Here is a 13,313-nt window from a genome sequence, read left to right as displayed (position 1 = left end):
AACCGGCGCGTCGACACGTTGATCAGCATCAGGTTCATCGCCCAGCGACCGAGCCAGTCCTCCTGCGCCGCCGTTTCCCAGCTCGGGATCGTGACCTCGTGGCCTTCAACGTCCCGGACCCGCGGGCGTTCGACCTCGATCTTGCCGCCGTGGAAGCCGATCCGTCCCCGCGTTCGGCCCCAACGGTGCGCCCGCCGCGCCGTGTCACGACCGTGCCGCGGCCCGCAGGCCGCCGTGACATCCGCCTCCATCATCGTGCCGAGCGCCTCGATCCCTGCCGCAAGGCAGAACCGATCGAAGCTCGCCCGCACTTCTGCATACGCTTCGTCCACAGCTCCGGTCGCCGGCGAACCAGCCGGTGTGATATCTCTTGTCATGGCGTTGCTCTCCTTTGTGGAATCAGCACCCGAGCCTACCGGCTCAAGGTGGGCAACGCCGACCTCTTCAGAAATTCAACAGAACCCGGGACATCCCCGCGGGTCACTTCTGTAGGGCGGCAGCGCCACCGCAGCGGGCGGTGCTTGCATTGCGCGATATCGTGCACCGATCGTTGCGGACAACGTGATTTGGTCCGCGCAATCGGAATACGCTGCGCTGTCGCGATTGCTTGTATTGCGGTTGTGGCTCACCAAGCGTCCCACGTCCTCGAGTTAACGCATTTAGTCTTGAGCGAATATAGGTCGCAGGTCCAGGCAGACGTTGACGAGCACTCAATGCGAGGCGCTTTCGCATCGACACGCAAGACCGATCCGCTGCATGGATCTTCCGAGCTTTTTTGCTTCAACGCGTCGCGCAAAGCTCCTGGTCAGGAGTCCGGCCGATCGCGCACTCAATGCGTTCGCGCATAGCTGGATCGATATCTTTGGCGCCGAGCAACTTTGGCGCCGGCGGCTCTTGCATTTGAAGAGCTGGTCTATCCCAGCTAGCGCAACTGCAGAGCCCCAGAGTGGCGAAGAGAGCCGAGCACGAAAGCAGACAAAATGAACCCAAGCGCCACCGCACTGCCTTACGAGGTGAATTCATGCGGTCCTTCTTAGATTGACTGCTGCGCCTGTGAATCGGCTGCAAGGAGCGTGTTGCTGAGTTCCTCGGACGGGGCGTCGTCGTCCTTTGCAGCTGCGAGTGTAATGGATCCAACAGGCTGGATTGTGAAGTCCGAGGCAAGGTCCTGATAGGATAGAACAGCAAGATCGATCCCATTACGGGTGAGAAAGCCGCGGACAAAGCGTCGAATATCCATCGAAGCAAGGATAACGGGCTTGATCTGCCCCCGAACTACGTTCGAATGGATCTGACGCATTTTTGAGAGCAGCGCCTCGCTTTGCTCATCGCTCAAAACCAGGTAGGGTCCTTTGGCAGTCTCTCGAACCGCGCTGCGCACGATATCCTCGGTTTGACGTTCGATGATAAAGACCGGCACGACGCGGTGTGCGTTGGCATACCGGTGGCAGATTTGCCGTCTCAGACCGGAGCGAACATGTTCCGTGAGCAAGACGACGTTTTGTTCACGTCCGCTCCATTCGGCCAATGCTTCCAAGACCAGCCGTGTGTTCCGGATCGGAATACCCTCCTCCAGGAGGCGCCGCAAGACGTCGGCTACTTTAGGGATCGGCGTCGTACGCAACACCTCCTTGACCAGATCGGAATATTCCGTCTCCATGCGGGCCAGCAACTGGCGCGTCTCCTGGATACCCACCAAGCACTGTGCATAGCGGGTCAACACCGAATGGACGCGCAAGGCCAGGATTTCAATGGGACGGTGGTGCCCGATGCCGGCTGCTTTGAGAGCCGGTGCATTGCTCTGTTCAATCCAGATTTGATCCGTCTCCCGGTCATGCCGAAACGGGATGCCACTCAATTCAATGTTGGCCGGATCGTCGTGCAGTGCGAGCTGCGTTGGATCAATTAACTCCTGCTCGACGGGCACGCCCTCGACATCCACCCTGTACTGCAAGTCTGGCAAGCGCTCGTCGACCTCGATGGGGATGCGCGGAATTGTGATGCCGAGATCAGACGAGATCAGTCCCGAAATGCGTGCAATGTGCTGTTGCAATTCTTCTTTGTCGATCGCCCGTGTCAGACTTGACGCAAGGAACAACGCGACGGGAAGCGCCTCCGCAGGCACGATTTCCTTGTTAGACTGTGTGGGAGCCGGGCGAGAGACATCAGCGCTTTTCTTGCCGCTTTGGACCCCACCGTCGGCAAAGCTCGCTGCCGCAAAGACTGCAGCCAAGACGAGAAAGACAGGGAGCGGAAAACCCGGAATAGCCCCCATTACAACCAGGACGCAGGCAGATAGCCGCAATGCGTGCGAATTTGCTGTGAGCTGGTTAACGATGTCGGTCCCAAGATTGAGCCTTACGACCCCATTTACACGAGTGATGATCGTCGCAGCTGTAATCGAGAGCAGCAGCGAGGGAATTTGTGAGATTAACGCGTCACCTATGGTCAGCAGGGTATATTGATGCAGCGCCGCCTGGAAAGACATTCCCTTGGAGAGCAGGCCGATGGTGATCCCGCCCAGCATGTTGACGCAGATAACCACCAATCCTGCGATGGCGTCGCCCTTCACGAATTTCATGGCGCCATCCATAGCCCCGTAAAGCTGGCTTTCTTTCTCCAATGTAGCGCGCCGGCTGCGGGCTTCGTTCTGATCGATATGGCCATTGCGCAATTCCGCATCGATTCCCATCTGCTTGCCTGGCAGAGCATCGAGCGTGAACCGCGCCGCCACCTCCGCCACGCGTTCAGCCCCCTTGGCCACGACGATGAACTGCACCATGGTCACGACTAAAAATATGACAATGCCGACGACGATATTTCCCGATATGACGAAATCACCGAACGTGCGAATGATGCTGCCCGCATCCCCCTCAGCCAAGATCAGCCGCGTCGTTGAGACGGTGAGCGCCAGACGGAATACCGTGGAAATCAGAATGACGCCTGGCAAGGACGAGAAATCAAGTGGAGTGCTAATATAGAGAGCGACCATCAGCAGCAATATGGCGAAGCCCAGATTGAAGCCGACGAGCGTATCGATCGCCACTATCGGGATCGGCATGATCATCATGCCGACCGTCAGAAGCAGCATCAACGCGACCATCAAATCGGAGCTGGCCGACGCGCGCGCAATGATCTTACGCAGGACGCTGGTCATGGGGACCTTCCGATCGTTGATTGATCAGGCCAGTGCTGTCACGCAACGAGACATAGCGTTGGAAAGCGGCGAGCGCCTCGTCTATGAGGCCGGCCCGTCGCAGGGCGTGGCTACGCAACAGCATCAAAGAGATACGCGCCGAGGGTTCGTCATCAAGTGTGTTCAGTCTATCTAGGACCTGCAACGCCTCACCTCCGAGGCCTTCCGAGATGAGGGCATAGGCGAGAAGCCGTAATAGATCGACATCTCGCGAGTAGTTGCCGACGATGAGTCGCAAGAGAGACACGCATTCTGCGCTCTGCCCACATGCAAGGTGAAGATAGGAAAGTGTACAGAGCAAATCGCGCTCCTGCCCGGAACTCAGTGAGACGTTATCGGATTCGGAAAGGTTGGTCGTCCGTTGCGCTCCATCGGAGTTGAACATTGTTAGGCTTCGATCAAGCTATTCCGATTCTGGCGGAGCAGCGCTAGCCAGTGCAGTCCCTGCCGTAGGACGACGATACCGTCCCGCGCCATCGAATCCGCAGGCGCGGCCGCCAGCTTATGGACGAGACGTTCCAGAACAATGCTATACCGCTCTGCCCGCAGCATGTCCGGATGACGTAGCCTTGGCGTGACGAAGGAGAGTAGATCGTGCGCGATATCGCGCCCGTAGAGCGATGCCACCCCAGCGGGTTGCTCGATCTCATAAATGCGACTGCGCATCTCGTTGAGACTGACACGCCCGACTGCATCAATATCTTTGGCCTCCGATGCGGCTTCGATCGCTACATCCAGCGACATATAAGGCGTGTTCAGCTCGTCCCAGATCGACGCACGCTCCTTCTCGCCATTTGCACGAGCACCGTCCGCCTCACCTTTATTGGGTTGGATGGTCGGCCCTATCACTGGTTCATGATGGTCCTCGCTGAGTCTCTGCGAAGCAGTGCCAGGCCCGACATCGTAGCGGGACAGCTTTGACATGACGATCTCCTTATCCTTCCTTCGGGCCCGGAAAGCCTAATACGCAATGGCAGCAAAGCGGCCATTGCGGCTTAGCAGCACACGCCCATCCTCGATTCGAGTGACCGCCCATCCGTCGGCCAAGAGAGCGCCGACGAAATACTTCTGCCCACCGACAAGCAGATAGGGCTGGGGTCCGCGCGAAACAGCTTCGATCGCGATTGAGGATGGCTGCTTTTCCTCCTTGACGATCACTCCGTTCACCAGTGTCACCGCACCGTATGTACGACCATCGAACCATTGCTGGAGCTCCTGCCATTTCGCAACGGTTGCAGGCGTGACTTTTCCCTCAGCGCTAACAAAACCCGGCCCCGAACCAACCCTGATATCGAGCAGGCCCGCCTTATCAATTTCCTGTTTCAGCACTTCGGCCGCAGCCTGAGCTCGCCGATCGTCAGGCCGGTTCATACCCAGCTTGGGTACAAGCTCTGCGGCAGGCGGAGCAATGCCGGTCGGTGCACTTCCGCTGGCTTTGAAGAAAATCGTCGAGAGACTGCCTACGCCAAGAAAGCTGAGGAGCACGAGGGCGAGAGCTGAGATCCAAACGCGCGAGAGGCTGATCGACCGAGCCTCAACTGCATTCTGCATCGACCAGCGAATAGACATGGCGCCCGCACGAATGACGGCAGGAAGAAAAAGAACAACACGTTCACCTGCGGCAATATCCCCTTCGCTCTCTGGGGTGCTTACGGCTGCAAGAGCCTCAAGCTCGATTGAATTGCCAACGAGGGTGACACGTAGGTGATGCGGCTCAAGCCCTTGTTCGACGAAAACCATATCCGCGTCGAGGCCGCTACCGATAAGGCTCGTTCCGACAGCAGCCTTCCCGCTTAGCCCGGCATAAGGTCCCGACAGTACCTCGAAATGTAAGGAGGCGGCCTCATTCACGGACAATTCTCCGAACTATGAGGAGCACGGCAGGGCGATTGGTCGCACGACTCATTCCTAGGCCGCACCACTATGACGGGAAAGGCGGAGCGACGATTCGCCCCGCCTTTCACCGTTATCCGTTGACGCGCTCGCTGGCCGCCTTCCTCTCACTCGAGAGCTCGGTCGTCAGTGCACGCAACCGTATGTCCTGCACCATGGCCTGCTGGTTAACCGCCTTCAATTCGTCGATCAGTTTCTCGAAAGTACCCGTCCCACCAACGTTATCGGTCGCCGAGCTACCGACGCTGGAACTCGAGGACTTGCTATCAGTCTTGCTATCAGTCTTGCTATTTGCCTTGCTATCATGGGAGTCGTGGACACCACCAGTAGAAGAGCTAGTAGAACTTGCTTTGGCCATATCGCTTCACCTTCCGTTTTTTTGCTGCCATCAATGGCAACACTCCACTGACGTCGAAGAACCGGCGTCAGGTATCCTCTTCTGTTTCAGCTATAGCTTCGCGAAGATTTGACATGTTTCGCTCCATCGCCTGCATCGCGACGTTGGCAAGAACCGAACCGAAAGCCGATTCGAACTTCTGACGATCAGCTACCGACTGCGAGCTGCCACTGTCAGAATTGGTATGGATCACGCCTTCGATTGCTCCGGCCATCTGGTGCCTCTCACTTCAGTTCCGCCAAAACGGTGGTATCACCACCGAGCGATTCACATTGCTCACGCTACTGGGATTAGCTGTCGAGAAGCTGACGAGAATGAGAACAACCTCACTATCGTCAAGTGAACCCAGCTGAGAGCGCGCATTCGCAGGTACATGCCGCGACTGCCACCGCGCGAATTTCTCGGCCCCACTTTCAATCTCTACATAATGCCGACGAGCGCCAGATCGCGGCGCCGGCCCAACGCACCTCATCACATTGCTCGATCAGCAATGGTGTGATGGCAAGTCAGAGGCAAAACCGCGCGCAGTTGGAAATGCTACCGCGGGAATCGGTGGTGATGTTGTTTCGTGGCCCCACAGCGATCGTCACTCGGGACTGACGACCGCAGGCACCTGCTTTGCGAAAGCGTCAGAGCAGCGTCGTGCCTGCACATGCTCTGAGCCGGAGATGAGTTTCATGAGCACGATGACGCCTCTCCGGGATGTTAAGACGACCGACATTGGCTCGTCCTGCTCCGTCTAAAAGTCGTCAGCTTCTCGAAAGCTCGCCCCCTTAACGTGAAAGCCTCGATCTTACGATGTCGATGCCAAGTATTTACCGCAATGGAATGGAAATGAACCTAATGCAGCTCAACAGCGTTTCGCTGCCCGCCAGTGCAGATCCAGCTCTGTTCGGGCTTGTTCCGGGGGCTTCGTCGGCCTTGGGATCATCCGCGCAGACCCCCGGCCAGATTCGGGAAGGCGAACCTTCGATGTTCGAGGCGATGGTGTCCATCTGCTCGCGGGAAGAGAAATCCGACGTTCCCTCCACGCCACCGGATCTGCTGCAATCAGAGCGACAGATCCCGCAGGATTCGCTGGACCAGTTGTCAGCGCACTCGAAGGCGGCGATCGAGGCGGTGATGAAGGATCCGGTTTTTTCTTCCTCGGTCGATTCCTCCTCGGTCGATTCCTCTTCGGTCGATTCCTCTTCGGTCGACACCCCTGGTGCAGACGCATCGTCGACGGCTGCTCCATCGCCTGACGTACCGAGCACTCCAATGCCAAGCTCTAGGATCACGTGGAACGGCGGCACGCTCACCAATGCCGAGTTGCAGATCGTGGCAGTGCTGAACCGGCACAAGGACCAATGCCCACTCAGCTGGGACTCGCTGGCAGCCAAGGCCAGCGATCCGTCGACGCCCCCGGATCTGAAGGAGGCGATCGAAGGATTGCGACGCGATCCAGAGCTCTTCTATGCGATTGGCTCCCAAGGGGACGGCCGCTGCGGCGGCAAGATCAAGGCCAAGGATCTGTCAGAGTTTTCCGCCAGCCATTCGCAGGTTGCTACATTCCAGGAGCAGCAAGCGCAAAGCTACGAGCAGAACTATATTCCATCCGACGGCACCTCGAATGGACAAGCATCGGTCATGACGTTGAATGATGCATTGCGCGAGCTTTACAAGTATTCTGACTACCTGCCCAAGAATTTGAGCCTGGACGATTTCAAGCGGATCGTCGACGGCAAAGCCGACATCGGTAAGTGTCCGCCTCAGCTGATCGCGGCGGCTCAACACTTCCTCGAGCACCCGGACGCCTGGAAGCAGTTGTGCGGTGGTGCGACTGATAAACTCCACAAGGAAGACTTCTTGCAAGTCGCCTCCTCGTCGATGAATTCCACGCAAAGCGAGCTGAACACGCTCGACACGATCAACAAGAATCAGAACGCCTTCTTCGGGGACGGTGACCTGACACGACACAAGTTGGCGAGTATGGTCGAGGACAAAACTCTCGACCCGAAGATACGAGAAGCGGCATCGCAACTGCTCTCGGACCCGATCTTGTTCCGTTTGCTAAACAATTCGATTACGGGCTACAAGACCCATCAGGAGTTCTTCGATTTAGGCGGCGGGCACACGGTCGACTCCGGTAATATCAGCAACAACGACTTCAGGCACTTCTATAGCAACATGTCACCTGCGAACCATACCGTTCAGCAGATCAAGACCCATGTCCCCAAGACCGCCGCTGAACAAAATGCAGTCACAGACATGTTGATGGGGGTATCCGACCAACCCGATGTCGCGTCTCCGAAGAAGAATGGCGGGGTCCTCATGCATGCGGTCGATGACGTAGCCAAGGTGGGCTCGAAGGTGCTCGACTGGGAGGCCACGGCAGTAGGCCTGCTCGGCGTCATTCCGGGACTGGGCGAGTTGGCCGATGGCATATCGATGGTGCTCGAGCTCGAGTCGCAAGCATTGAGCCTTCTGCATACGGGCATTAGCGGAGGTGATATGAAACAGGCTCTGAAAGAGGTTGGCCTTAATCTTGCGGGGCAGGCCATTAGCTTTGTCGCTGGGCCCGAGGTCAAATTCGCGCTGCGCGAGGGCCTCGCAAAGGAGATGCTCGAACAGACCGTGCAGTTCGGCCTCGATACGGCGATCTCGAAAGTGCAGTCCTATGCCGAGGACCATTTGGACGACCTGAAGGCACGCCTTACCGAGCCCATGCAGGCCGCAGGCGTTCCGAGTCAGGTCGCTACGCCGCCGTCGTCTCAGAAGGTGGCCTGAAAGGCCAGTTGCGGGTAAGGTGCGATTCGTATCTACCTTTTCAGGGACGGACGCTTGCAACTTCTGCGCCGCTCGACAGTACGGCCTCGAGAAAGTCGGTATGTGCCACGTCATCAGGGCGAAGCCGCCGCTCGGCAAGCGGCGGAAGAACGCGCGCTGCACTCGAGGCGCACCCCACGCGCGATGAAAGTCGCCTGTAAAAGCCGCCGAGCGCGGTGTCTGTACGGCCCACGGTTACGGCAGCAAGGCGCAGAAGTGCCGCCGCCCTACCGCCGGATCCGCGCGTTCGGGACGAGAGCATTCTGCCGCCGGAGACCTTGTCGTTCGGCGCCAGTCCCAGCCAGGAGGTAAAATGCTTTGCACTTGGCCACGAGGAGAGGTCGTCGCCCCATTCAGCGATCAGCTTCAGCGAGAGGTAAGGACCGAGGCCGTCGAGCGTGGTGATGTCCTTTCCGAGCAACGGAACAGCGCCACGGGGACGTTCGTAAGCTAGAGCGTTCGCCTGATCGGTTCGATTCCGACGCGCCTTCAACACGGCTTCGATCCGGGGCGTCGCAGACAGATGCTTTCTCGTGGTAGGCGTCCTAAAGCGCAAGTGCCTGCTCGAGCGCAAACAGACGCTCGGCGCGATAGCTTCCGGTGAGCGCCTTCACGATCGTCTCCGCACTAGCGTGGCAACTGTAATGGCGCAAGCACGCCAGCGCCTCAGGATCGCGCGGATGAGGCGCAGCCGGTGGCGCCGGTGATGTCGGCGAGACCTGGTGGAGTTGAAGATTATCTCCGTCAAGGCCCTGTGCATATGCTTGATGTGGGAGGCCGCGTACCCAATCAGACGCTCGCGCTGGCGCACGTAGGCTCGCAGCTCCGCAATCTGTCCTTTGGGCCGAAAGCTGGCTCGCGACAGCCCAAACGAATGGAGCCGCTGCAGCCACTGCGCATCGGTGATATCGGGCTGCCTCGAGCATCGGCACCACTTCTGACTCAAAACACATCGGCCAACCGGTCCGGCCGGCGACGGCCGCGCCACCCTTCTTCTGCGATGGTAGGCGGGGTTGTTCTGGGTCCGATACGCGGTTGACGGACTAAACGACGCCTTGGCGGCGGCCACTGGCGGGCTGACGGTACTTCGTGTAGAGCCCTCTGTCGTTGCCGCCCGTGATGCAAGAAGTCTCTGACGTTCGGCGTGTGGACGATGCGGTTTTCTGTCAGGCCTTCCTTTACGGCGTCCTCAGAAGCCGCTGGCTGGTATGGTGATCCGCGGATCAAGTCCAATTCTCATCTCCGAGCACCTCGGCTCTTCAGCTCTAACTGGTTTTCCTGATCCAGATCTGTTCGATCGTTCCGCCCATTAGGGTCGTCCCCTTCTCACACCCTTCACCAACGTCAGGCTATTTCGTGCTGCATTCGTCATGATGCCGTCACTGCCTGCGCTGGGTTCCGATAATCCACCTTCCGGGTGGCCATGGCCCAAATCGTCCGAGCCATCTTGGCCGCGAAGGCGATCGCCACGAGCAGTGCGCGGCTTCCGCGAGAGCGCTTCGGCGAGCACAAGAGCTGCGTTTGCGCTCAGGTAATCTACCACTTCGCCGGCGGCCAGACCGTCGTCCGCCACTGATCCAGCAGAGCTGGCTCGAGACCGGAAGACGAGCCGCGGGCGTGGTAGTCGATGGCTCAGCTCCGGCTGCCTGTCTTCTCGACTCGGCTTCGGAAGGCGGAGCTTCCATGAGTTCGAGCACGGCGCGCCCCTTCCTACGCCAACCGCCGTTCAGGCGCTCGTCGAACGGCAGTGCCACGTAGTAGGCGACGTCATCCGGAGTCACTCTCGCGATCGCGTTGCGCGCCACGCGCCCACCCGAATATCCAGTCGACACTGCGTGCAGTTCGCTGCCTCGGACTGGGAGTGCCACCAGGTCGAGCAAGCCATCCAGCGCACGAGACGCTCGGGCGGCGGTGGAAGTCGCTTTCCTCGCGGCGAGCTCGACGCCTCGGCGGGTCCGAGTGCCCCGCATCATGTTCCCCTTGCGACGTGCCGCTTGCACCAGTCCAGCACCTCCTCGCCTCGTGCTGGGTGGATAACGTGGAAGCCTGCATCGCGCAACGCCTCGACGATACGCGGTCGAGCTGCCCAAAGGGGTCGGATTTTCCCTTTATGCGCTGGCGTCAGCTTACGGACAGCTAAGCTGTCTATCAAGCGGGTAAGGTCTAACGACCTGAAGCAATGCAAGACGTATGATCCAGGTGCAGTCGTCATGTACGGTCGAGTTAACAATTGGCCCGATATTCCGGCCGAAGAAAGATATCATCGGGCAGCCAACGCTGAGGAAGCGGGTGCCGAAAGCCAGGGCTTCGCCGATGCGTTCGCTAGAACGCGATTGCAGGAGTCTGCTGGCAGCTCACCTTCGCAACCGAGTTATTCCCTCGTTCGAAAACCTCCTGTGGTCGAGATCGACAGAGCTACCTTCAGGACAGAAGTGAGGACGTTTCATGGCGACGCAATCAACCGCATCGCCAACAATCCACACGAGTACTCGGAATTTGTATCCGCAAGAGCTAAGCGCACAGCAGAGGTCGCTAAGGAATACGGTATCAGAAGAGATTCAGAAGACGCCCGATATTACAGCTACCAATTAGGAAATGTGAGCGTCGGCCTCCAAAGAACGGAGGCCGGATTCAACATGACTGAGTTCGAAAGCGATAAGTGGCGAGAACAGTTCCCTGGACGAAGTGAAGTCACCTCAATTGTTGATTTTCAGGTTGCTCATCCGCTTGTCGCGAACGCCGGCGATATTCTGCTCGAACATCAGCTTCGGCAAGACGGCGAACGACCATTGGTGAACTGGCGTCCTGCTAATGCAGAAGCGAAGGCCCGCGCAGAGACAATGGGCTTCGTTGAAGTGGACGAGGACGACATGGTACTTGACCCCACTCAGTCCGCCCAGTGGACAAAAAACAGCCTCGGTGAATGGCAGCGCGCAACTAAATCTCAGCTTTATCTCTCCAAGGTCGATAGTGATACGGAGGTTGCAGCAGATTCCGAAGAGGATGGTGACTTTATGTAATGCCCAGATCCGCTGGCATTCATGTTTGGGCAGGCGGTGGAGCAAGGAGCGCCGGCAAACGGAGAGCTGCGGCAAAGGTCAAGCCTTAGCCGAGCGAAACCGACAATTCGACTGGATCCGCGAGGTGCTTTGTAACAAGGCACCAATGTTCACCATCAGACCCGTCCGAAGTGATTTCGCCGTTTGATGCGCCAATCTGAGGGAGATAGGGTGTCTCGGCCAATTCGGTCGAAGACACCAAATCAGGAGAGATGTCGAGCGAATTGAGCCACAGCAGCCATGCGCTCTGATCCTGGCGCTAAGCTCTGCGCAGCTGCCGCCGACCTTAAGGACGGACGTGTTGACCGGTGCGATGTGGCCCGTCCTGAACCGGCTTAATGCCAGATGCGATCTCGACAAGCTTGTGTGCGGCGGCTTCGGAGCCAAGCTAGCTTGATCGGCGGAAGTCTCATCAGGCTCGGACTGACTCGCTGCCGCCAAGCATCGTGGAATCGTCGCCGCTAAGAAGGCGGTTTGAGCGCCTGCGACCGGACACCTGCTTGCCAGAGGATGATCAGGATTGATGTCAGCAAATCCCTCAGCCAGGCGATCACGCGGCGGAGGTTGTGGCCGACGGCGGTGAGGATGACGTTGCTGGCGTCGCTCTCACGCCCCTTGGGATGGCAGCGGCCGAGGTGGCAGTCGCTCTTCATGTGGCCAATGATAGGCTCGATGGCTGAACGGCGACGGAGCTCGCGCTCGATGACGCCGAAAACGCCCCGTTTCTGCCCGGAGATGAAGACGCGGCGCGGTCTATCGGTGTTGCGGCCGCGATAGCCCTTGTCGACATAAGCGCGCTCGACCGCGCAGCTGGTTAGCGTTTCCGTCGCCTCGATGATGGTGCCGAGCGAGCGTCCGTCATAGCGATTGCCGGGCAGTGCGCGAGCGTGCACCACGAACTGGCCGCACGGCGCGCGGCCGTTGGTGGTGACGATCGAGGCCTTGACGCCGATCTATGGACCACGCCCGCATTGCAAGAGGAATCGACAAAGGGATGAAGCGGTTTGCGCCAATCTATCCGGCTTCAATTTGGGGCTGTTGCCCCGAGCCATCATGGATGTCCGCCCACTTCTGTCCTCAATAACTCGCCGGCCTCAAGAAGGGCCATGGAGTCGAACCAGGCTTCAGAAGTGTCGGTGGAACCGTTTCTCCATTCGTCCTTTCCGTCTCGCAAACCTCGGCGGGTTATTGTGCCTTCCTGATCGGACCTTGGATCTTCCTTTCCGGCCCTGTTTCTTATGCGGTGCGGCCCAAGAGGTTGGCGTCGTAGTCACGGCCCTTTGCGAGCATGCTCCAGGCCATGCGCGCGAGTTTTGCGGCCAGGGCAACAACCAAGACATTGGAGTGGAGCCGCTTGGACGCTGCCTCCAACCAGGCTCCGAAGCCATGCCGAGGCCAACTCTGACGCTGCAGAAGTACGGCTCTGGCGCCCTGAATGAACAGCGTTCGCAGGTACCGATTACCGCGCCTCGATATGCGCCCGAGAATGGTTCGATCGCCGGTCGAGATTTGCTTCGGTACCAGACCAAGCCATGCTGCAAAGTCCCGGCCCTTATGGAAGGCATCACCGGTTCCGATGGCGGCGACCATCGCGCTTGAGATGATCGGCCCGACGCCGGGCGCACTCATTAGGCGGCGACAGTGTGGATCTTGATCAGCGAGTTCGTTGATTTCTTTCGTCATTGACGCGACCCGTCGGTCGAGATGGCGCCAGTCCTCGGCCAAGTCTTGAATGAGCTGGATCACTCGAGGCGATAAGTTGTCTTTTGGCGCTGAGAGAATTTGAGGAAGTGCCAGTCGGAGCGCTGCCGCTCCTTGCCGGACTGGTAGCCCTCGCTCAAGCAAAAAGCCTCGGATTTGATTGATGACCGCGGTTCTTTGCGTCACCAATCGACTGCGAACTCTGTGCAGTGCCTGCAAGTCAAGTTGCTCGGCCGACTTCAATGGGACAAAGCGCATG

General features: G+C 58.6%; 10 protein-coding genes and 2 pseudogenes. 2 read left to right on the top strand and 10 right to left on the bottom strand.

Going from position 1 to position 13,313, the window contains the following annotated elements; all coding sequences use genetic code 11:
* From IVA82_RS14630 to IVA82_RS14600, 7 genes and pseudogenes are all read right to left on the bottom strand, one after another.
* A pseudogene (locus IVA82_RS14630) lies at positions 1–377 on the bottom strand (IS256 family transposase); the annotation flags it as partial.
* Positions 378–1,033: 656 nt separating this feature from the next.
* Positions 1,034–3,157 carry a type III secretion system export apparatus subunit SctV gene (gene sctV, locus IVA82_RS14625; protein WP_247384382.1) on the bottom strand — a complete coding sequence of 708 codons (2,124 nt, stop codon included), beginning with the start codon at positions 3,155–3,157 and terminating at the stop codon, positions 1,034–1,036.
* Positions 3,138–3,581 carry a histidine kinase gene (locus IVA82_RS14620; RefSeq protein WP_247384381.1) on the bottom strand — a complete coding sequence of 148 codons (444 nt, stop codon included), beginning with the start codon at positions 3,579–3,581 and terminating at the stop codon, positions 3,138–3,140. The genes sctV and IVA82_RS14620 overlap by 20 nt, the downstream gene beginning before the upstream one ends.
* A 2-nt stretch (positions 3,582–3,583) precedes the next feature.
* Complete coding sequence (locus tag IVA82_RS14615) at positions 3,584–4,120, bottom strand: hypothetical protein (protein WP_247493347.1); 537 nt, start codon at positions 4,118–4,120, stop codon at positions 3,584–3,586.
* Positions 4,121–4,156: 36 nt separating this feature from the next.
* Complete coding sequence (locus tag IVA82_RS14610) at positions 4,157–5,047, bottom strand: FHA domain-containing protein (protein WP_247384379.1); 891 nt, start codon at positions 5,045–5,047, stop codon at positions 4,157–4,159.
* 115 nt (positions 5,048–5,162) lie between these two features.
* A complete protein-coding gene (locus tag IVA82_RS14605) occupies positions 5,163–5,447 on the bottom strand; it encodes a hypothetical protein (RefSeq protein WP_247384378.1) in 285 nt (94 codons plus the stop codon).
* Positions 5,448–5,514: 67 nt separating this feature from the next.
* Positions 5,515–5,700 (bottom strand): hypothetical protein, encoded by a 186-nt coding sequence (locus IVA82_RS14600; RefSeq protein ID WP_247363765.1) that lies wholly within the window; start codon positions 5,698–5,700, stop codon positions 5,515–5,517.
* A 614-nt stretch (positions 5,701–6,314) separates the two neighbouring features.
* Between IVA82_RS14600 and IVA82_RS14595 the strand changes: the two genes are divergently transcribed.
* Positions 6,315–8,255, top strand: coding sequence for an HrpF/NolX family T3SS translocon protein (locus tag IVA82_RS14595; RefSeq protein WP_276578784.1), 1,941 nt, complete (start codon positions 6,315–6,317; stop codon positions 8,253–8,255).
* 40 nt (positions 8,256–8,295) lie between these two features.
* Here the strand turns inward: IVA82_RS14595 and IVA82_RS14590 are convergent, their stop codons facing one another.
* A complete protein-coding gene (locus IVA82_RS14590) occupies positions 8,296–8,715 on the bottom strand; it encodes an IS110 family transposase (protein WP_247493346.1) in 420 nt (139 codons plus the stop codon).
* Between the two features lie 1,789 nt (positions 8,716–10,504).
* Between IVA82_RS14590 and IVA82_RS14585 the strand changes: the two genes are divergently transcribed.
* Positions 10,505–11,314: an effector protein NopP gene (locus tag IVA82_RS14585; protein WP_247384375.1), complete on the top strand. Its 810-nt coding sequence runs from the start codon at positions 10,505–10,507 to the stop codon at positions 11,312–11,314.
* A gap of 500 nt (positions 11,315–11,814) precedes the next feature.
* Here IVA82_RS14585 and IVA82_RS14580 read toward each other — a convergent pair.
* Both IVA82_RS14580 and IVA82_RS14575 read right to left on the bottom strand, forming a co-directional pair.
* A pseudogene (locus IVA82_RS14580) lies at positions 11,815–12,303 on the bottom strand (transposase); the annotation flags it as partial.
* A 286-nt stretch (positions 12,304–12,589) separates the two neighbouring features.
* On the bottom strand, positions 12,590–13,313 hold a 724-nt coding region (locus IVA82_RS14575), incomplete at its 5' end, for an IS110 family transposase (RefSeq protein WP_247493345.1).

Origin of the sequence: Bradyrhizobium sp. 142 (assembly GCF_023074015.1) — a bacterium.
GTDB lineage: Bacteria > Pseudomonadota > Alphaproteobacteria > Rhizobiales > Xanthobacteraceae > Bradyrhizobium.
The sequence above is the reverse complement of the archived record's forward strand: the minus strand, read 5'-3'. Positions and strand labels throughout refer to the sequence as shown.